Source organism: Pseudonocardia sp. KRD291, from assembly GCF_019263595.1.
Lineage (GTDB): Bacteria > Actinomycetota > Actinomycetes > Mycobacteriales > Pseudonocardiaceae > Pseudonocardia.
Map to the genome: position 1 here is coordinate 1 of NZ_JADQDD010000106.1, position 18,479 is coordinate 18,479.

General features: G+C 73.9%; 22 protein-coding genes. 11 read left to right on the top strand and 11 right to left on the bottom strand.

From position 1 onward, the window contains the following. The 4 genes from I4I78_RS16245 to I4I78_RS16260 form a co-directional block, all read right to left on the bottom strand. Window positions 1-338: GAF domain-containing protein (locus tag I4I78_RS16245; protein WP_218612170.1), on the bottom strand; the 338-nt coding region annotated here is incomplete at its 3' end. A gap of 357 nt (window positions 339-695) precedes the next feature. Continuing rightward, window positions 696-2,351 (bottom strand): NAD(P)/FAD-dependent oxidoreductase, encoded by a 1,656-nt coding sequence (locus tag I4I78_RS16250; RefSeq protein ID WP_218612171.1) that lies wholly within the window; start codon window positions 2,349-2,351, stop codon window positions 696-698. An 8-nt stretch (window positions 2,352-2,359) separates the two neighbouring features. Further along, window positions 2,360-2,866: an SRPBCC domain-containing protein gene (locus I4I78_RS16255; protein ID WP_218612172.1), complete on the bottom strand. Its 507-nt coding sequence runs from the start codon at window positions 2,864-2,866 to the stop codon at window positions 2,360-2,362. A 31-nt stretch (window positions 2,867-2,897) separates the two neighbouring features. Beyond that, window positions 2,898-3,785, bottom strand: coding sequence for an SDR family oxidoreductase (locus tag I4I78_RS16260; protein WP_218612173.1), 888 nt, complete (start codon window positions 3,783-3,785; stop codon window positions 2,898-2,900). 144 nt (window positions 3,786-3,929) lie between these two features. Between I4I78_RS16260 and I4I78_RS16265 the strand changes: the two genes are divergently transcribed. Continuing rightward, window positions 3,930-4,949, top strand: coding sequence for a dihydroxyacetone kinase subunit DhaK (locus I4I78_RS16265; protein ID WP_218612174.1), 1,020 nt, complete (start codon window positions 3,930-3,932; stop codon window positions 4,947-4,949). Further along, window positions 4,949-5,587 (top strand): DAK2 domain-containing protein, encoded by a 639-nt coding sequence (locus I4I78_RS16270; RefSeq protein ID WP_218612175.1) that lies wholly within the window; start codon window positions 4,949-4,951, stop codon window positions 5,585-5,587. The genes I4I78_RS16265 and I4I78_RS16270 overlap by 1 nt, the downstream gene beginning before the upstream one ends. 30 nt (window positions 5,588-5,617) lie before the next feature. Here the strand turns inward: I4I78_RS16270 and I4I78_RS16275 are convergent, their stop codons facing one another. The 6 genes from I4I78_RS16275 to I4I78_RS16295 all read right to left on the bottom strand — a co-directional run bounded on the left by I4I78_RS16275 (window position 5,618) and on the right by I4I78_RS16295 (window position 9,212). Beyond that, window positions 5,618-6,598, bottom strand: coding sequence for an L-histidine N(alpha)-methyltransferase (locus tag I4I78_RS16275; protein WP_218612176.1), 981 nt, complete (start codon window positions 6,596-6,598; stop codon window positions 5,618-5,620). Then, window positions 6,595-7,653 (bottom strand): iron-containing redox enzyme family protein, encoded by a 1,059-nt coding sequence (locus I4I78_RS16280; protein ID WP_218612177.1) that lies wholly within the window; start codon window positions 7,651-7,653, stop codon window positions 6,595-6,597. The genes I4I78_RS16275 and I4I78_RS16280 overlap by 4 nt, the downstream gene beginning before the upstream one ends. Further along, window positions 7,650-7,841: a CDGSH iron-sulfur domain-containing protein gene (locus I4I78_RS16285; protein ID WP_308252155.1), complete on the bottom strand. Its 192-nt coding sequence runs from the start codon at window positions 7,839-7,841 to the stop codon at window positions 7,650-7,652. The genes I4I78_RS16280 and I4I78_RS16285 overlap by 4 nt, the downstream gene beginning before the upstream one ends. Before the next feature lie 13 nt (window positions 7,842-7,854). Then, window positions 7,855-8,517 (bottom strand): HemK2/MTQ2 family protein methyltransferase, encoded by a 663-nt coding sequence (locus I4I78_RS16290; protein WP_218612179.1) that lies wholly within the window; start codon window positions 8,515-8,517, stop codon window positions 7,855-7,857. A 1-nt stretch (window position 8,518) separates the two neighbouring features. Beyond that, on the bottom strand, window positions 8,519-8,644 hold the full coding sequence (locus I4I78_RS33430; protein ID WP_255567132.1) for a hypothetical protein: 126 nt from the start codon (window positions 8,642-8,644) through the stop codon (window positions 8,519-8,521). A 112-nt stretch (window positions 8,645-8,756) separates the two neighbouring features. Further along, window positions 8,757-9,212 carry a nuclear transport factor 2 family protein gene (locus I4I78_RS16295; RefSeq protein WP_218612180.1) on the bottom strand — a complete coding sequence of 152 codons (456 nt, stop codon included), beginning with the start codon at window positions 9,210-9,212 and terminating at the stop codon, window positions 8,757-8,759. Window positions 9,213-9,289: 77 nt separating this feature from the next. Here I4I78_RS16295 and I4I78_RS16300 point away from each other — a divergent pair, with 77 nt between their 5' ends. Both I4I78_RS16300 and I4I78_RS16305 read left to right on the top strand, forming a co-directional pair. Further along, a complete protein-coding gene (locus I4I78_RS16300) occupies window positions 9,290-9,922 on the top strand; it encodes a TetR/AcrR family transcriptional regulator (protein WP_218612181.1) in 633 nt (210 codons plus the stop codon). Further along, window positions 9,909-10,169, top strand: a complete 261-nt coding sequence (locus I4I78_RS16305; protein WP_218612182.1) for a hypothetical protein — start codon at window positions 9,909-9,911, stop codon at window positions 10,167-10,169. The genes I4I78_RS16300 and I4I78_RS16305 overlap by 14 nt, the downstream gene beginning before the upstream one ends. On the opposite strand, the gene I4I78_RS16310 is transcribed toward I4I78_RS16305, so the two are convergent. Next, window positions 10,112-11,719, bottom strand: a complete 1,608-nt coding sequence (locus I4I78_RS16310) for an alpha/beta hydrolase (RefSeq protein ID WP_218612183.1) — start codon at window positions 11,717-11,719, stop codon at window positions 10,112-10,114. The genes I4I78_RS16305 and I4I78_RS16310 overlap by 58 nt on opposite strands. Window positions 11,720-11,894: 175 nt before the next feature. On the opposite strand from I4I78_RS16310, the gene I4I78_RS16315 reads away from it, so the two are divergent. The 7 genes from I4I78_RS16315 to I4I78_RS16345 all read left to right on the top strand — a co-directional run. Beyond that, on the top strand, window positions 11,895-12,281 hold the full coding sequence (locus I4I78_RS16315; protein WP_218612184.1) for a GntR family transcriptional regulator: 387 nt from the start codon (window positions 11,895-11,897) through the stop codon (window positions 12,279-12,281). Continuing rightward, on the top strand, window positions 12,278-13,237 hold the full coding sequence (locus tag I4I78_RS16320; protein ID WP_226379825.1) for an ABC transporter ATP-binding protein: 960 nt from the start codon (window positions 12,278-12,280) through the stop codon (window positions 13,235-13,237). The genes I4I78_RS16315 and I4I78_RS16320 overlap by 4 nt, the downstream gene beginning before the upstream one ends. Next, complete coding sequence (locus I4I78_RS16325) at window positions 13,234-14,178, top strand: hypothetical protein (RefSeq protein WP_218612185.1); 945 nt, start codon at window positions 13,234-13,236, stop codon at window positions 14,176-14,178. The genes I4I78_RS16320 and I4I78_RS16325 overlap by 4 nt, the downstream gene beginning before the upstream one ends. Before the next feature lie 217 nt (window positions 14,179-14,395). Next, window positions 14,396-15,865 carry an APC family permease gene (locus I4I78_RS16330; RefSeq protein WP_218612186.1) on the top strand — a complete coding sequence of 490 codons (1,470 nt, stop codon included), beginning with the start codon at window positions 14,396-14,398 and terminating at the stop codon, window positions 15,863-15,865. Window positions 15,866-15,867: 2 nt separating this feature from the next. Then, window positions 15,868-16,947: a carbohydrate kinase family protein gene (locus I4I78_RS16335; protein ID WP_218612187.1), complete on the top strand. Its 1,080-nt coding sequence runs from the start codon at window positions 15,868-15,870 to the stop codon at window positions 16,945-16,947. Beyond that, window positions 16,944-18,200: an aminotransferase class III-fold pyridoxal phosphate-dependent enzyme gene (locus I4I78_RS16340; RefSeq protein ID WP_308252156.1), complete on the top strand. Its 1,257-nt coding sequence runs from the start codon at window positions 16,944-16,946 to the stop codon at window positions 18,198-18,200. The genes I4I78_RS16335 and I4I78_RS16340 overlap by 4 nt, the downstream gene beginning before the upstream one ends. A 91-nt stretch (window positions 18,201-18,291) precedes the next feature. Then, the coding region (locus I4I78_RS16345; protein WP_218612188.1) for a TetR/AcrR family transcriptional regulator at window positions 18,292-18,479 on the top strand (188 nt) is incomplete at its 3' end.

Consider the following 18,479-nt stretch of genomic DNA (forward strand, 5'->3'; position numbering starts at 1 on the left):
AGGGGGATCGAGAGTGAGGCGCCGGCGCCCTGTTGGCGTCCGCGGCGCCGGAACGCCGGCCACCGCTGGTCGGCGGCGATGTCGGTGACCTCGACGATCTCGCCCTCGCGCAGGCACGTCAGGCAGGGGCCGTCGTCGACGGAGTACTGGATCTCGTCCATCTGGCGGGCGAACTCGTCGCTGGTCGCGGCGAGCAGACGCGGCCATGCCGGGGACTGCACGGTGATCCCGCAGGAGATCGCGTCCGCGACCGTGCCGGCGGCCTCGCGGGCGATCTCGGTGAGGAACTCGTCGAGACGGTCGGCGCCCCAGAGCAGCGCCACCAGCTCGGCGGCCACGTCGCGGGTGTCTCGGATCCCGCCGCGCAAGGGCCGCGAGTCCCGGACTCCCTCTGCGTCACCGGCCACCCGTGCTGCGCCCCCAACATCGACACAGCCTGCAGAGGGTCTGCAGGCTGAACGCCGCACTATCGGACGCAGTCACCTCCCCAGACCACGCGGACCGCGCTCGGGGTCCGCACGGCGAGGGGCCGGGCAACTCTGGAATCATAACGCGTCGGGGTCGCCGCGGCCCGGCGCGGGCGGCGGCCTTCCACCGGCGGGCTCCTCCGTGTCCCGGGCGCGGTAGGGGCCAAGGTCGCAGCGGTTGGAGGAACAGCCGCTGCGACCGCTCCCCCGATCGGGCCGACGGGTGAGTCACTCCCGCCGGGACGTCGTCTCCCCCGGTCGGCCGCGGCCGTCGTCGGCGTAGATCCGGCGGTGCAGCCCGCGGACGATGCCACGGTAGAGCCCGCCGGTGAGCCCGTCGGCGGCCAGCGCGGCGCGTGCGGCGTTGGCGCCGGGGCCGCCGTGCACCGCTCCCCCCGGGTGCGCGGAGGCCCCGGCCAGGAACAGCCCCTCGATCGGGGTGTCGGCCCGGCCCAGGCCCGGGACGGGCCGGAAGAACAGCTGCTGGTGCACGGCCAGCGTTCCGCCGCTGATCGCCCCGTCGACGAGGCTCGGGTCGCGCTCCTGCAGGTCGGCCGGCCCGCTCACGACGCGGGCACGGACCAGGTCGGAGAAGCCGGGGGCGTTGCGCTCCACGGTGTCCTCGACGCGGCGGGCGAAGCGCAGCAGGTCGTCCCGGTTCCAGCCCAGCCCGCGGGGAACGTGGGTGTAGGCCCACGCGGACTCGGTGCCGGCCGGTGACCGGGTGGGGTCCGCCGTCGTCATCTGCCCGAACAGCATGAACGTGTCCTCCGGTACCCGGCCGGCGCTCAGGTCGGCGGTGTAGCGGCGCATCCCGTCGAGGTCCGCGCCCAGGTGCACGGTGCCGGCACCGGCCGCGTCACCGGCCGTCCAGGGAACCGGTCCGGACAGTGCCCAGTCCAGCTTGACCGTCGAGAAGTCCCAGGAGAAGCGGTCCAGGTCGGTCACGAACCGCGCCGGCAGGTGCTCCTCCCCCACGAGGTCGCGGAACAGCACCGGGGCCGCGACATCGGCCAGCACGGCCCGCCGGGCGGCGACCGGATCACCCCGGGCGTCGCGGACGCCGACGGCACGACCGCCCCGCAGGAGGACCTCGCGCACCGGTCGCCCGCACCGCACCCGCCCGCCACGACGGACGAGTCGCTCCACCAGCGCGGTCGTGATCATCCCGGCTCCGCCCTCGGGCACCGGGAAGCCGACGTCCTGGCCCAGCATCGAGAGCAGCCAGCCGAACGCCGCGCTGCCCGCCATGTCCGGGCCCAGGTCGGTGTGCAGCGCGTTGCCGGTCAGCAGCAACGCCGCCCCGTCGCCGTCGAACCTCTCCTCGGCGAACCGGCGGACGGGCTGGACGAGGGTGCGGGCCAGCCGGAGCCCGTCGGCGACGCCCAGCGTGCGCGCCAGACGCGCCCCGGTCCGCACCGGGGGGAACGGGCGCAGCAGCGCCTCGAGCAGGTCCGGACCGATCCGGGACCACTCCTGCGCCATCGCGGTCCACGACCGCCCGTCCCCGGGCGCGAACGCGTCCAGGTGGGCAGCGGTCTTCTCGACGTCGCGGCTCAGCACGACCGCGCGGTCGTCCGGCGTGACGTGGGCGAGCACGTCCGGAGCGTGCCGCCAGCGCAGCCCGTATGAGCCGAGATCGAGCTCGCGCAGTACCGGCGAGGCCGCGCCGAGCGGGTAGAAGGCGCTGGCCAGGTCACTGACGAAGCCTGCTTCGGTGATCTCGGCGCTGCGCACCGCCCCGCCCGGTTCGTCCGCCGCCTCGAGCACCAGGACGTCCCAGCCGGCATCGGCCAGCACGTTCGCCGCCACCAGGCCGTTGTGTCCGGCGCCGACGACGACGACGTCGGCGTGCTCGTCACCGTGTCCGGGGAAAGTGACCACGGCATGGACTACCCGTCGCGGCCGGGTTCACACGACGTCGTCCCCCGGCGCGAGGAGTCAGCGAGGTCCGTCGGCCGTGGCCGCGCCCTGCCGGTCACCACCGCGGAAAGCCGTGCCAGTGACTCCACGTTGCGTGGATACAGGGCGATGTCCTGCACCGGAGCGGGCACGATCGCGCCCGGGCCGCTGTCGGCGTACTCGGTCATCGTCACGGTCGTCCCCTCCGGCGAGGGCGACAGCTCGATCTCCACCCGTGCCTCACCGGAGGGCCAGGCACGCGCCCGCAGGACGATCCGCCGGCCCCACTCGACGTCCAGTACCTCGGTGTGGTCGTCGAGCATCACCGGCCACGTGCCCACGCTGTGGTGCAGGCGTGACCCGACGGCCGGCCAGTCCTCCTCGACCTCGCGCATGTGGGTGGCCCCGACGACCCACAACGGGTAGAGCCACCCGTCGGCGAGCACGTCGAACACCTCGGCGGGTGCGGCCTCGATCAGCCGGCTCACGACAGCCATCGGACATCCTTCCGGTTTCCACGACTACGTCTCACTCCTGCGGCCGCCCGCGCACCGACCCGGTGCCCGGTGCCGGCTCGTACAGGTTGCCGGGTCCCGGCGGGCCGGTCCGGGACCCGGGCGTCATCAGGTCCATCACGACGTCGAGCAGGCGCTCGGCCACCGAGGGGACCACGCTGTGGGCCGCGAGCAACGCCCGTGCCGCGACCCCGCCGACCACCGCCTCGCGCCGCGGGGAACGGATCCGGTCGACGATCTCGGTGGCCACCCGCTCCGGCGGGAGGACCGGTGGCGGCGGGAGGGGATTCCGGCCGGTGAGGGTGGCGGCGACCTGCCAGATCGGCGTGTCGACCGCGACCGGCAGGACCGTGCACACCTCGACGCCGGTCGCGCCGGCGCGGCGCAGCTCCTGCCGCAGGCCCGCACCGAGGGCACGCAGCGCGAACTTCGACATCGAGTAGCTGCCACCGAACGGCAGCGCGATCGCCCCGAGCAGCGAGGACACGTTGACCAGCACGCCGCGCCCGCGCGCCATCATCCCCGGCAGGACGGCCTGGCACCCGTGCACGGCCCCCATCACGTTGACCTCGAGCACCCGCGCGACGTCCGCCGCCGGGACCTCCCACAGGGCGCCGAACTGCATCACCGACGCCGCGTTGACCCAGCCGTCCACCGGGCCGAGCCGCTCCTGCGCCTGCGCCACCACGGCGTGCACCGCGGTCTCGTCGGTGACGTCGGCCGGGACGACCAGTGGCCGCGCACCGGCCAGCTCGCACTGACGGGCGACATCGTGCAGCGCGTCCGCCCGGCGCGCGACCAGGACCGGGTCGGCGCCCCGGCGCGCGAGCTCGAGTGCCGTCGCCCGCCCGATGCCGCTGGAGGCACCGGTCACCACGACGACGGCGTCGTCGGTACGCATGCGCGGTGTCTACCCCGCCGCGCCGGGGTCGAACCCCCGACGGCCGGGAGTCGCGGAGGTCCGGTGGGGGGAGCCACGGTACGGCGCGGGCCCATCGGGTACACCGGAGACCAGCACCCCGACCCGCTCCCCGGAGAACGTCTGATGAGCAAGCCCTTCCATCCCGCCCACGGCGATCCCGTCGCACCCGCGCTGCGCGGGTTCGCGCGCGCCCACGCCGACCTCGTCGAGCTGCACGAGGACCCGGCCCACCTGGTCGCGCGGCACCGCGCGCCCGGGCGCCGGGTCGGCCTGGTCTCCGGTGGCGGGTCCGGCCACGAGCCGCTGCACGCCGGGTTCCTCGGCCGCGGGATGCTCGACGCCGTCGCCCCCGGCAAGGTGTTCGCCTCGCCGCACAACCGCCAGGTCCTCGAGGCCTCCCGGCGCGCCGCGGGACCGGACGGCGTGATCCACGTCGTGAAGAACTACACCGGCGACCGGATCAACTTCGGCATCGCGGCCGAGCGGCTGCGGCACGAGGGGATCGAGGTCCGCCGGGTGCTGGTCGACGACGACCTGGCCACCGAGTCCGACGAGACCGCCACCGGACGGCGCGGCACCGGCGCCACCGTCGTGGTCGAGAAGCTGCTCGGTGCCGCCGCGGACACCGGGCTGGGCCTCGACGAGCTCGCCACGCTGGGTGAGGCGTTCACGGCGGCGTCGCGCAGCCTCGCCGTGGCGTCGCGGGCACACACCTCGATGCACACCGGGGACCCCTCGTTCACCCTCGGCGCCGCAGAGCTGGAGTACGGGGTCGGCATCCACGGCGAACGCGCCGCGCGGACCGTCGAGCGGCCCTCGACCGAGGAGCTCGTGGACCGCATGCTCGACGAGCTCGTGGCCGGGCTGCCCGACGGGCCGGACGACGTCCTCACCGTCGTCAACGGGATGGGCGGCACCACGCTGCTCGAGCTCTACGGGCTCAACGAGCTGGTCGGCGCCGGTCTCGAACGGCGCGGGCTGGCCCCCGCGGGCGGACTGGTCGGCACGTTCGTCCCGGCCCTGGACATGGCCGGCTTCTCGCTCACCCTGACCCGCACCGAACCGGCGTGGAAGGCGTGGTGGGCCGCGCCCGCCGTCACCCCCGCGTTCCCGCGCGGCACCGAGAACGGAGGGACACCCTGATGGGGACGTTCGACCAGGAGGCGGTCCTGCGCCGGTACGCCGCGGCCACGGAGACCGCGCACGCCGAGCTGACCGAGCTCGACCAGCACAGCGGGGACGGCGACTTCGGCGACAACCTGCGGGGCGGCCTGCGCGATGCCGTGGCACGCTTCGAGTCCGGCGCGTCCGGCCCGTTCGCCGCGCTCGGCGAGGTCTTCCTCGACGAGGTCGGCGGGACCAGCGGGCCGCTGCTCGGGCTGCTGTTCACCGAGCTCGCGCAGGCTCTGGAACGGACCGGCGACGCCCGGGACAACGGTGCCGCCGCCCGGGCCTGGGCCGAGGGCGCCGGCGCCGGGCTCGCCGCGATCCAGCGCGTCGGCGAGGCACGGGTCGGCGACCGCACGCTCGTCGACGCGCTCGCTCCCGCCGTCGAGGCGCTGCCGCAGGGCTTCGCCTCGGCGGCCCGGGCCGCCGGCGCGGGCGCCGCGCACACCGGGGACCTGCGGGCCCGGATGGGCCGCGCCAGCTACGTGGGCGAGCGGGCCAAGGGCCGGCCGGACCCGGGTGCGGTCGGGGTGGCTCTGCTGTTCTGGGCCGCCGCCGCGGTCGCCGAACCGGACGGGGACTTCCCCGCCCCGGTCACCACGCCGCTGGGCTGACTCCCGTGCCGCCCGCTCCCGGCGGGCGGTTCACCGCCGGAACAGGAAGATCCCGTACCGCCAGTGCGGGTCGCTCCACTCGGACTCGAACGTCATGCCGTGCGCCGCGACGTCGGCGACGAAGCGGTCCCGGTCGAACTTTGCCGAGAACCCGACGTTGACGCCGTCACCGCGTCGTAGCTCGCGGGTGACGCCGAGCCCGGGCAGCGACAGCACCTCGTCGCGCACCGCCCACAGGTGCCCTTCCACGACACCGGCCCGCTCGTCGAAGCGCGCGTGCGGGACGAACGCGGACAGGTCGGCGTCGCCGCCGAAACGGCGGGTCAGGTGGGCGAGGTGGTTGAGCCGGAACTCGGCGAACGCGCTGTGCCCGGGAGGGTCGTTGTAGCAGGTCTCGAACGTCTCGGTGGGCTTGAGCAGGTCCGCCGAGACGAGGAACGCGTCGCCGGGGCGCAGTGTCGCGGCGATCCGGGCCAGCAGGGCGTCTCGTTCCTGCGGCGTCGTGTTGCCGAGGTTGCCGCCCAGGAACATCACCGCCAGCGGTGCGCCGCCGTCGTCGTGCAGATGGTCGAGCGCGGCCTCGTAGCGGCCCCACAGCCCGGTCACCGCGAGCTCGGGGACGTCGTCGCGCAACGCCGCGGCACTGGCTTCGAGCATCTCCCGGCTGACGTCGACGGGCAGGTAGGTGGTGGCGCGGCGGGACGCGCACTCGCCGAGCAGCAGCCGGGTCTTCTTCGCGCTCCCGCTCCCCAGCTCGGCGACCCGGCCGCAGCCGAGCTGCTCGGCGATCTCCGCGCCGTGGCGGCGGAGCAGGTCCCACTCGACGCGGGTCAGGTAGTACGTGGGCAGCTCGGTGATCGCCTCGAACAGCTCCGAGCCGCGCTCGTCGTAGCCGAACCACGGCGGGATCCGCGGTACCGGCTCGGTCAGGCACGCACGCAGGGCGTCGGTGTCCTCCCAGAACCCGTCCGCGTCCTCGACCGCGACGACGTCGACGGCGGCGGCGCTCATCGGGCCGCCCCGCCGGGCAGGGGACGGCGCAGGCTGGACCGGCCCTCCCGCCAGCGCGCCAGCATCAGGTCCCCGAGCCGGTCGCCGAGCAGGCCGCTGGCGCGGATGCCGAACACGACGTCCGCCGCGAGCCCGGGCTCGCCCTCGAGCAACGGAGCGAGCACGCCGCGGCGGATGATCTGCTCGTGCACGGCGTCGGCCTCGACGTGCTCGTCGTAGAACCGGATCGACGCGGGCCCGCACCCGAGCCGGCGCATCGCCCGCACCAGCCGTGCGGAACCGGGCGAGGACGTCAGCTCCACGACGGCGAACTGCCCGACCAGCGCGCCCCGCAGGCTGCGGTGCAACCCGCACAGCGACATGAAGTTGACCTCGGCGAGCGTCGCGCCCGGAACGGCGTCGACGTGCGCGCCGTAGGCCGGGGACACGTCCAGCTCACCCATCATGTCCGCGAACAGCCGGGCGTGCATGCGGTCCGGGTCGCCGCCGCCGTACTCGTCGTGCTCGACGGTGACCAGGCCGGCCTTGGCCGCCCCCGGCAGGCGCGGGATCACCCAGGCCTGCGGGTCGGCCTCCTTGAGGTGATAGATCGAGCGGTGCGCGACGTACTCGCGCAGCTGCCACAGCTCGCCGTCACGCAGCAGATGATGCGAGACACCTGTCTCCGCGCCCGGGCCGACCGGTTCGGTCAGCAGCTCCTCCACCGCCCCGTCGACGTCGTCACCGGCCGCCACGTCGGCGCGCAGCGCCCGGACGAACACCCGCTCCAGCTCGCGACGCACCCCGAGGACACGTGGGTCCCACTCCAGGTCGTCGTCGACGCCGTCGAAGCCGCGGTAGTGCAGCTCGTAGCAGCAGTGCAGGGCCAGCTGCAGGTCGTCGCCGTACGGGTCGGCGCCGTCCGCGTCGACCGGGCCCGGGTCGACCGGGCCCGTACCGACCGGGCCCGGGTCGCCACCGAGCAACAGCGTGCGCACCGCCTCCGACAGCGGGCCACGGGCCTGCGGCACCGGGGCGCCGGTGGCGGCGAGCGGGGGTGGGGCGGTGGTCGTCACGACGGCTCCTGTGTCTCACGGTCCGGGCGCGTCCGGGTTCGATGGCTGGTGTCGCAGAACGGGTAGCGGCGGCTGCGCCGGCACGCGCACAGCGCGGTCACCGGGCGCTGCGACCGCACCCGGCGGCCGTCCGGGAGTTCGATGTCCACCGGGCCCTCGACAAGGATCGGGCCGTCTCCGGTGATCACCACACGGTGCGGGTCATCCGGCACGGCGACCGCCCACCACGACGAGCTCCTCGTCGGTCGCACCCGGTTCGACCAGCCCGCGTGACTCGTGCAGCGCGGCGCGGGCGCGCATCACCGGCCCCAACGGGACCCGCACCCGCTCCAGCACCTCGGCCACCACACCGGAGGCGGCGAGCCGCTCGACGGTGACATCGGCCCGGCACGCCCCGGAGTGCACCAGCAGCAGCGCACCACCCGGGACGAGATGGTCGGCGGCGGCATCGCAGATCCGGTCCAGCAGAGCCCGTCCGTCCGGGCCGGCGTCCCAGCACCGCGCCATCCGGTGGCGCGGGAGCACGCTCGTCTGCGCCGGCACATACGGCGGGTTCGCCGTGACCAGACCGAACCGCCGCCCCTGCACCGGGGCGAACAGATCACCCCGGTGCACCGACACCCGGCACCGGTGCAACCGGGCGTTGAGACGTGCCACGGCCACCGAACGCCGCGACAGATCGACGGCGGTCACCGACCGGGCACCGCAGCGGGCAGCGGCGAGCGCCACCGCCCCGGTGCCCGTGCCGAGATCCAGCACGTCGTGCCCGTGGGGGTACCCGGTCCGCTCCAGCGCGCGGATCAGCACGTCGGTGTCGGACTGTGGCCGGTACACCCCCGGCGGGCTCAGCAGCAACGGCGCCATCTCAGGACACGGCCGACCGGGCGACCTCCGCGTGGCGCACGGCGCGCTGGCGGGCGATCTGGTTCTCGGTCCGGCTCAGCTGCTCCGGCGTGCGCAGCCGGGCGACGATGACGGCGTTGTTGCTCACGTAGCACCTCTCCGGTGATCGGCAGACGTCGTGGATCGAGCGTTCCCGTTCGGCGGGCGATCACTCATGGTGTGAGCGGGCCCACCGCGGCGTCGCCACGGCCCGGTCGGCGCTACCGCAGCGGGAGGTCGATGCCACGCTCGGAGTCCGGGCGCGGCCCGAAGATCCGGCGGTCGGACTCCGCGATCCGCACGTCGTCGATGCTGGCCTCGCGGCGCACCATCAGGCCCTCGCCGTCGAACTCCCAGTTCTCGTTGCCGTAGCTGCGCCACCAGAGACCGTCCGCGTCGTGGCACTCGTACTGGAACCGGACGGCGATGCGGTCGCCTGCGAAGGCCCACAGCGACTTGCGCAGCGCGTAGTCCAGCTCGCGGTCCCATTTGTCGGTCAGCAGCTGCACGATCTCGGCGCGCCCGGTGACGAAGCGGTCGCGGTTGCGCCACACCGAGCCCTCGCTGTAGGCCAGCGACACCTTCTCCGGATCACGGGTGTTCCATGCGTCCTCGGCCGCCTGCACCTTCTGCAGGGCGGTCTCGCGGGTGAACGGCGGCAACGGCGGACGGGGCATGGGGGTCTCCTCGGTCGAGAACGAGCGTTCTCCGATAGCGTAGGGAACGATCGTTCTCCGACGCAAGGACGCCCGACGTGCCGCCGAGTGACACCGAGACCGCCCGCGCCCGCCTGCTCGACGCCTCCGAGGAGCTCTTCTACTCCCGCGGGATACAGACGGTCGGGATGGACGACATCCGCTCCGCCGCCGGGCTCCCCCTCAAGCGCGTGTACGCCCTCTACCCCACCAAGAGCCGGCTGGTGGAGGCCTACCTCGAACGCCGCGACATCCGGTGGCGCGCCCGCATCGCCGAGGCCGTCTCGTCGGAACCCGACCCCCGGGAACGGGTACTCGCCCTGTTCGACCGGCTCGGCGACTGGTTCCGCGAGCCCGGGTTCCGCGGCTGTGCGTGGATCAACGGGTTCGGCGAGCTCGGCGCCGTGTCCGAGCCGATGGTCCGCCAGGCCAGAGCCCACAAGCAGGCTTTCGCCGACTACGTGGCCGGCCTCGTCGCCGACGCCGGGCTGCCGGACTCCCTCGCCCCGCAGCTGGTCCTGCTCGCCGAGGGGGCCATGGTGAGCGCCGCGATCTTCGGCACCGACGCGCCGGCACGACAGGCGCGGGACGCCGCCGCCGCGCTCGTCGCGTCCGCCGCCGGCGCCGACAGCCGGCCGCGCGGGTTTCGATCGCCGGGTGGCGGGGACACCGTCGGCCATGAGCACCGCTGATCTGGTTGTCCTGCTCGAGGACGGAGCGTTCGCCGGCGAGACCCGGTCCGTGCAGAGCGGGCCGGACGGACGGGCTCCACAGCAGATCGTGCTGAGCGACGAGGTGGACGGAGCCGACACCGGCGTACCGCACGGGCCGCTGCACACCTACCAGCTCTGCTCGGACCCCGACGGTGACGCCCCGCACCGCTACCGGATCGCGGCGCAGCGCGCGCCCTCGGCCGGGGGCCGGCCGTCGACGAGGTAGGCGGCGACCGCGTCGTTCACGCAGGGGTTCGCGCCGGTCGCGGCGATGGTGTGGCCGTCCCCGTCGACGGTGAGCAACGCGCCACCGAGGGTCTGCTGCAGTCGCCGGGCACCCTCGATCGGGGTGGTCGGGTCGTTGGTCAGTGAGACCGTCATGGTGGGCGGCAGACCGGCTACCTCGTCGGGGAAGGGGTAGGCCGGGTCCGGGTCGGTGGGCCACGCCTCGCAGGCGTCGCGGGCACCCGCCGGGCCGCGACCGGGGTCGGCGAACGGGGCCGCCGCGTAGATCCGGGCCCGGAACTGCTCGGCCTGCTCCGGGTTCTTGCGCTGCTCGTCGAGGCAGCCGATGGCCAGGTTCGCCGCGGTCTGGTTCGAGCCCCGCCCGTCGGGCTCGCGACCACCGACGGCCCGGTTCACCCGCGCGAAGCGGTCGGGATCACCGGACCGCAGGTCGGCGAGGCCCGTCGAGATCGGTTTCCAGGCGGTGGCGTCGGACAGCAGGACGCCGAGCACGGCGTCGAGCGCCTCGTCGTAGCCGAACAGCGCTCCGGTGTCGTCGCGCAGCGGCTCGTCGAGCAGCGGGCGCACGATCTGCTGGAAGCGCTCGGTCGCCCGGGCCGGGTCCGGCCCCAGCGCGCACCCCGCGTTCGGCGCGCACAGGGCGGCCATCCGCTCGAAGGAGTTCTGGAACGACGCGTACTGCTGCAGCCGGCGCTGGTCACCGGACTGCGGGTCGACCCCGCCGTCGAGGACCATCGCACCCACGTTCTGCGGGTAGGCCTCGGCATAGAGGGCACCGATCCGGGTGCCGTAGCTCTGGCCGAGGAAGCGGAGCTTGTCCTCGCCGAGGACGGTGCGCAGCAGGTCCATGTCGCGGACGGTGTCCCGGGAACCGACGTGCGCCAGGTTCTGCTCGCCGCCGGAGCGCTCGGCGCACTGGCCGGCCAGGCGGGCGGCGTCCGGCTCGGTCCAGCCGCGGGCCGAGAGGAAGTACTCCGTCCGGGCCTGACCGCGCTCGTACTGTTCCTGGGTGAAGCACTCGACGGCCGGGGTGGAGGCGCCCACTCCGCGCGGGTCGAACCCCAGCAGGTCGAAGCGTTCGGTGACCGGGCTCTGCGCGAGGGCGGCGGCCGTGGTGACGGCGAAGTTCATCCCCGCCCCGCCGGGGCCCCCGGAGTTGAGCACCAGTGTCCCCTGCGACTCGCCGCGGGCGGGCACGCGCAGCATGGCGATCTCCCCCGTCGGGCCGTCGGGATCGTCGTGGTTGCGCGGTACCTGCATCCGCGCGCACTCGGCGCGCGGGTCGGCGGCGAAGACCTGCTCGTCGGCGGCGCTCGTGGCGTAGCCGGCACACGGACCGAAGGCGAGCTGCTGGCGCGCGAAGCGGTCCGGGGGCGCCGCCACGCCGTCGGTCGTGCTGCCCGGCGCCGCGGTACAGGCCCCGAGCAGCACGACCAGCGGCAGTGCGACGAGCCCGGTCAGGCCACGCCGGCGCCTGATCGAGCGCGTATTGCCGGGGCGATCCGGGTGGTCGTGCGGTGTCCGTGTCACGTCGTCCCTCTCGTCGATCAGATCCACGCCGATCACAACGTGTGCCGCAACGGCACGGTCCAGACCGATAAGCGGTGGCCTGCCTCACACCACCAACGCCGTCGAGGACGACGGACAGGCACGCCGCGCATACCTAATGTGCTAGGTTCCTAGCACATTAGACGGGGGTGGTGCTGTGGAGTTCCGGGTCGACCGTTCCTCGGGTGTGGCGCCCTACCGGCAGTTGGTGCAGCAGGTGACCGAGGCGCTGCGGCTGGGATGGCTGCATTCCGGGGCCCAGCTGCCGGTGGTGCGCCAGGTCGTGGCCAGCAGCGGGGTCAACGCCAACACCGTGCTCAAGGCCTACCGGGAGCTGGAGCTACGCGGGCTGGTCGAGGTCCGCCAGGGGTCCGGGACGTTCGTCACCGAGCACACCGAGGCGATCGACGTCGCGTTGCTCGACGTGCTGCGTGGCGAGCTCGAGACGTGGGCCGACAGGGCCGCTGCGGCGGGGCTGACCGGCGGCGACATCGAGGCGCTGCTTCGGGCGGTTCTGAGCGAGAAGGGAGTGACGACCAGATGAACGAGCAGATGGACACCGTGTCGACCGATCCGTCCACGAACGACCGGGCCGACAGCTCCGCGGTACGGGTGCAGGGACTGGGCAAGCGCTACCGCGCCGGTCTCGGAGCCGCCCTGCGACGCGGGCGTGGGTCCTCGACCGTGGCGCTGCGCGACTGCGGCTTCGACGTGCCGGCCGGCTCGGTGACCGCGATGGTCGGGGCCAACGGGGCAGGCAAGAGCACCCTGCTGGCGATCCTGGCCGGGCTGACGGCCCCGGACACCGGGACCGTCCGCGTCAACGGGCGCAGCGCGTTCGTCGCCCAGGACAAGCCGGTATACCGGCACCTGACCCCCCAGGCGATGCTCACGCTCGCCGCCCGGCTCAACCAGCGCTGGGACTCCGACCGGGCCCGGTCCTGGCTGCAGCATTTCGAGATCCCCCTCGACCGCGCCTGCGGGCGGCTCTCCGGGGGACAACGCGCCCAGGTCGCGCTGGCCGCCGCGCTGGGCGCGTGCCCGGACGTGCTCCTGCTCGACGAGCCCCTCGCCGAGCTCGACCCCCTGGTCCGCCGGGAGGTCAGCACCGAGCTGCTCGGCCGTGCCGCCGAGACCGCCATGACCGTCCTGTTGTCGAGCCACGTCGTGGCCGAACTCGCCGGGACCGCCGACCACCTGCTCGTGCTCGGCCGCGGCCGGACCCTGCTCACCGGCGACATCGATGACCTGCTCGCCGCTCACGTGCGCTACACCGGCCCCACCGCGCACCCTCCCGCGGGGACGCCGGCGACCGACCCCCCGTGGGGGCCCGGCACGGTCGTCGACGCGAGCCACGACCACGGCCAGTCGCGCTACGTCGTCCGGCTGCCCGACGGTCTCGACACCCCGACGAGGCCCGGCGCGTGGACGAGCACCCCGGTCAACCTCGAGGACCTCGTGCACGCCTACCTCATCCACGACCGTAAGGCCGGCTCATGACGAACCCCGCACAGACACGCCCGTCCACGCGGCCGGGCCCGCACACGCCCCGCGTCTCCGTGTGGCAGGTGCTCGCCGCCGCCTGGCACCAGCACCGCAGCACGCTTCTGGTCTCCGGCGTCGCAGTCCTGGTCGCCTCCGCGATCGTGGTCGTGATCAGCCGGCTCGACACCGCGGGCGAGGAAGCCGTATCGCCCACGACGGTGCAGCTGATCATCCTGCTCGTGGATCTCTATCCGCTGGGGGTCGGCGTGTTCCTGGCCGCACCGCTGCTGGCCCGCGAGTACGAACACCAGACCCACCTGTTCGCCTGGAGCCAGGACGTGTCGCCGACGCGCTGGCTGGCCGGCAAGACCGTGCTGCTCCTCACGGTCGCGATCGTGTCCGCGCTGCTGCTCGGCGGCGTCACCCGAGAGCTGGTCCTGACCACACCCGGTACCCGCGATTTCGCGTTCGACGTGCCCTACTTCGACGCCTCGCCGCTCGTTCAGACCGGCCACGTCGTGTTCGCGTTCGCCCTCGGGCTGGCCGTCGGGCTCCTGGTCAAGCGCAGCGTTCTGGCGATGACCCTGACGTTCGTGGGTTTCCTCGCCGCCCGCATCGTCACCGCCTTCTGGATCCGGCCGCACTACCTCTCGCCCGTGCACACCGTCGCCCCCGTCGGCCAGGGCAGCGGCTACGGTCCCGGACTCGCCGTGGACTCCGGCTACCTCACCAGCAGCGGGCAGTCGGTCGCCCTTCCCGCGAACTGCGCCACCTCGTCCTCCGGGGACTATCTCGGCTGCCTGGGCCGCAACGACATCGCCAGCGTGTACCTGGACAGCCAGCCTATCGACCGGCTCCTGACCTTCCAGCTCACCGAGACCGGTATCGCCCTCGCTGTGGCCGTGGTCCTCGCCGCCGTCACCTGGACCGCACTGCGCCGCACCACCCGCGGCTGAGCACCGGTGACCTCAGGGCGGCCGCGGTCTCGGGGGAGCGTCGCGGCCGTCCTCGCCACGGGGCCTCGCACGCACGTCAGAGGGGAATGTGCGTGCGAGGCGCCCGAGCCGTTGCGCCTTTTTTATTTCGTTCAGCCGGGATAACATCCTCGCGGGTCGACGCAGCCCCGCCCGGCCTCCCAGCGCAGTCGTTCCCGACCGGAATCCGGAGGCTCGCATGCCCTCTACTCCCTCGGAGGTCGGCCCGACCGTCCCCGCTGAGGCCGTCAGCACGAACGGCACCGAGTTCAGGCGCAGTCTCGGCACCGGCCGCGTCGCACTGCTGGTGATCGCCGCCGCCTCTCCCCTCGGCGCGGTGCTCGGCAACATCCCGCTCGGGGTGACCCTGGGCAACGGTGCCGGCCTGCCCTCGGTGTTCCTGGTGGCCGGCCTGGTCCTGATCTGCTTCGCGGTCGGCTACGTGGCCATCAACCGCGCGCTGCCCGGCGGTGGGGGCTTCGCCCGCTACGTCCGCGCCGGCTGCGGAGAGGCCGCGGGCCTCGCCGCCGCGTACGCGACCATGCTGGCCTACACGGCGGGGACCATCGCCATCACCGCGACGTTCGGCTACTTCGCGGATCTCCTGGCCGGCTCCTACGGGCTCGACCTGCCCTGGTGGATCTACGCGATCGGCGCGGCGGTCGCCGTCGGGCTCCTCGGCCGCCGGGCCGCGGACCTCGGCGCGCGCCTGCTCCTCGTCCTGATCCTCGCCGAGTTCGTGATCCTCATCGTCCTGGACGTCGCGATCCTTCTCCGGCACGGCCTCGACGCCCTGCCCACCGCGACGTTCGACCCGTCCGTGGTGTTCTCGGGTGCTCCGGGACCGGCACTGATGATCGCGTTCACCTCGTTCATCGGCATCGAGTCCGCGGTCCTCTACGCGAACGAGGCCCGCAACCCCGCCACCACCGTGCCCCGCGCGATCTACCTGTCGGTGGGCTCGATCGCGGTGTTCTACTTCCTCAGCGCCTGGCTCATCGTCGGAGCCGTCGGGGTCGACCGGATCGTCGGGCTGGCCACCGAGACCGAGGGCGACCTGGTCACGGTCGTGGCCGGGGACAACGCCGGGAACGGCCTGGTCATGATCATGCAGGTCTTCTTCTGCACGAGCATCCTGGCCTGCCTGGTGGCCCTGCACAACGCCGCGGTGCGCTACGCGCAGACCCTCGGTACACAGGGGACGATGCCGCGCGCGCTGGGCGTCCTGAATCGACGTTCGCGGGGGCCCGCGCACGCCAGCGACACCTTGTTCGTCCTCACCGTGCTGCTCAACCTCGCGTTCGCCTACCTCGGTCTCGACCCCTACACCGGGGTCTACGCCAGCCTCGGAGGCGTCTTCACCGTGGGGATCGTCGGCATGCAGGCCGTCGTCGCGGCGGTCGCGATCCGCTACTTCCGCCGCCACCGCGACCCACGGATCTGGACCACCGTGGTCGCACCGACGATCGCGGCCGTCGGGCTGTTCGTCGCCGTCGCCTTCATCGTCGCCAACTACCCGGCGCTCACCGGCACCACGGCGGTCCTGCCGAACCTGCTGCCCGCGCTCTACCTCGTCGCGATCGCCGCGGCCGTGGTCGTGCACCGGGTCCAGCAGCGCCGGCCCCCGGATCACCCCGCCGCTGCGGCACCGGTCCGGGAAGGATACTGAGGATGGCCACCGCCCTCGGCAGGCGTGGCCGGGTCGTCGCCCTCGGCCCGCACATCGTCGACGTGCTCGGTCGGCCGATCGACCACATCCCCGCAGGCCAGGGCAGCGCCGTGGTCGACGAGATCACGATGACCGTGGCGGGGACGGGCGGCGGCGCCGCGATGGACCTGGCCAAGCTCGGCTGGTCGGTGACCTCGATGGGGGTGATCGGCGACGACGTCCCGGGCGCCCTGCTCACGACGCTGCTCACGCGCCGCGGCATCGACGTGTCGGGGCTGGTCGTGCGTCCCGGCCAGGCGACGGCCGCCACGATCCTGCCCATCCGGTCCTCCGGGGAGCGCCCCGCCCTGCACTCCCCCGGGGCCATGCGCGGACTGCGCCCCGCCGACCTGGACGTGGCCGCGCTGCGCCGGGCCGACGTCCTGCTGCTGGGCGGCCCGGAGGTCACCCCGCAGCTGCTCTCGCAGGAGGGGCTCGCCCTCCTGCGGGAGGTCCACGACAGCGGGGTCACCGTCGTCGTCGACCTGTTGCATCCCGCGACCACGGACACCGCGCAGCGCCTCGCCGGGCTGCTTCCCCTCGTCGACTGGTTCCTCCCCAACGACGACCAGCTCCGCGGACTCACCGGGGTCGCCGAGCTCGGCGACGCCGCCCGGGCGTTGCTCGACCTCGGCGTCGGGGCGGTGGCCGTCACCACCGGTGCGCGGGGCGCCCTGGTGGTGCGTCCGGGGGCCGCACCGACGGTCGTGCCCGCCTTCCCGACCGCCGTCGTGGACACCACGGGCTGCGGGGACGCCTTCAACGCCGGGATGATCACGGGGATCGCGGCCGGCTGCTCCCCCGAGGACTCGGCACTGCTGGGATGCGCGTGCGGGTCGCTGACCGCGTCCGGGCTGGGGTCCGACGCCGGCATCACCGACCTCGACCAGGTGCTGCACCTGGTCGCCGGCACCCGCCCGGCCGAGGCCGCGCGGATCACCACCGCGCTGGGCCGCACCGGTGCACTGGGCGCCACCACCGCGCCGGGCGACCCCGCCCCCGGTGCGCACCCGACCGACCAGCAGAAGGAGACCATCGCGTGACCGCCGACGTGCATCTCGAGGCCCGCATCCGCGACCGCACGGTCGACTCGGCGCTACGGCGTCGCGCCGCCGCCGTCGTCCCCGGCGGGATGTACGGGCATCTCGACATGGCGCGCCTGGCCGGTCACCCGCAGTACATCCACCGGGCCCGCGGGGCCCGGCTCTGGGACGTCGACGGCCACGAGTACGTCGACCTGATGGGGAGCTGGGGCCCGGTCGTGCTGGGCCACCACGACCCGGTCGTCGAGGCCGCGGCGGACCGGCAGCGGGCCCTCGGCGACTGCCTGAACGGCCCGGCGGAGATCATGGTCGACCTGGCCGAGCTGCTGGTCCGGGTGGTGGGCCACGCGGACTGGGCCCTGTTCGCGAAGAACGGCACCGACGCGACCACCATGTGCTGCACGATCGCGCGGGCGGCCACCGGGCGCCGCCTCGTGCTGGTCGCCGAGGGCGCGTACCACGGCGCGGCGCCCTGGTGCAGTCCCAACCCGGCCGGGACCACCGGCGAGGACCGCGCGAACCTGCGGTACTACCGCTACAACGACCTCGATTCGCTGCGCGCCGCCGTCGAGGACTGCGCGGACGACCTGGCCGCGGTGATCGTCAGCCCGTTCCGGCACGACGCCGGGTACGACGAGGAACTGGCCGACCCCGACTTCGCCCGGGGGGCCCGCGCCCTGTGCGACACGACCGGCGCCGCGCTGGTCCTCGACGACGTCCGCGCCGGGTTCCGGCTCCACCACGGCAGCAGCTGGGAACCACTGGGGGTGCGGCCCGACCTCGCGGCCTGGAGCAAGGCCATCGCCAACGGCCACCCGCTCGCCGCCGTGACCGGCGGCGACGGTTGGCGCGAGGCCGCCGGAAGCATCTTCGTCACCGGGTCCTTCTGGATGGGTGCGGTCGCGATGGCCGCCGCGCACGCGACGGTGACCGAGCTCGGACGTCGACACGCGGTGGAACACATGGTGCAGGTCGGCGACGCGCTGCGCGCGGGCGTGCTCGACAGCGCGGGCCGATGGGGCGTCGAGGTCTCCTACACCGGGCCGGTCCAGATGCCGAACCTGCTCTTCGCCGACGACCCGGACCGCCGACTGGTCCGCGCGTTCTGCGACGAGGCGCTGGCACGCGGGGTGTACGTGCACCCGCAGCACAACTGGTTCGTCTCCGCCGCCACCACCACCGCCGACCTGGACATGGCCCTGACCGGACTCGACGGGGCCTTCGCCGCGGTGCGTGGGCGGGCGCGTCGGTGACCGCGGCACCCGTGTGCGGCCGGGCCGATCGTTACGCTCGGACCGACCGGGGCAGGCGATCGGCTGCCGGCCCACGAGGAAGGCGCCCTGCATGCCCAAGATCGTCGACCACGACCAACGACGCGAGGAGATCCTCGACGCCGCGATCCGCGTGATCGGCACCGTCGGCATCGATCACGCGACGACCCGCGCGATCGCCCGGGAGTCCGGCTACTCCACCGGCGTCCTGAGCCACTACTTCGAGGACAAGGACGAGCTGCTGCGCTCCGTCCTGCTGAT

Bases quoted from the DNA above. Each gene is read 5' to 3' on its own strand.
- I4I78_RS16255 (WP_218612172.1), bottom strand. From the start codon at position 2,866: ATGGCTGTCGTGAGCCGGCTGATCGAGGCCGCACCCGCCGAGGTGTTC.
- I4I78_RS16260 (WP_218612173.1), bottom strand. From the start codon at position 3,785: ATGCGTACCGACGACGCCGTCGTCGTGGTGACCGGTGCCTCCAGCGGC.
- I4I78_RS16265 (WP_218612174.1), top strand. From the start codon at position 3,930: ATGAGCAAGCCCTTCCATCCCGCCCACGGCGATCCCGTCGCACCCGCG.
- I4I78_RS16270 (WP_218612175.1), top strand. From the start codon at position 4,949: ATGGGGACGTTCGACCAGGAGGCGGTCCTGCGCCGGTACGCCGCGGCC.
- I4I78_RS16275 (WP_218612176.1), bottom strand. From the start codon at position 6,598: ATGAGCGCCGCCGCCGTCGACGTCGTCGCGGTCGAGGACGCGGACGGG.
- I4I78_RS16290 (WP_218612179.1), bottom strand. From the start codon at position 8,517: ATGGCGCCGTTGCTGCTGAGCCCGCCGGGGGTGTACCGGCCACAGTCC.
- I4I78_RS16295 (WP_218612180.1), bottom strand. From the start codon at position 9,212: ATGCCCCGTCCGCCGTTGCCGCCGTTCACCCGCGAGACCGCCCTGCAG.
- I4I78_RS16305 (WP_218612182.1), top strand. From the start codon at position 9,909: ATGAGCACCGCTGATCTGGTTGTCCTGCTCGAGGACGGAGCGTTCGCC.
- I4I78_RS16320 (WP_226379825.1), top strand. From the start codon at position 12,278: ATGAACGAGCAGATGGACACCGTGTCGACCGATCCGTCCACGAACGAC.
- I4I78_RS16325 (WP_218612185.1), top strand. From the start codon at position 13,234: ATGACGAACCCCGCACAGACACGCCCGTCCACGCGGCCGGGCCCGCAC.
- I4I78_RS16330 (WP_218612186.1), top strand. From the start codon at position 14,396: ATGCCCTCTACTCCCTCGGAGGTCGGCCCGACCGTCCCCGCTGAGGCC.
- I4I78_RS16335 (WP_218612187.1), top strand. From the start codon at position 15,868: ATGGCCACCGCCCTCGGCAGGCGTGGCCGGGTCGTCGCCCTCGGCCCG.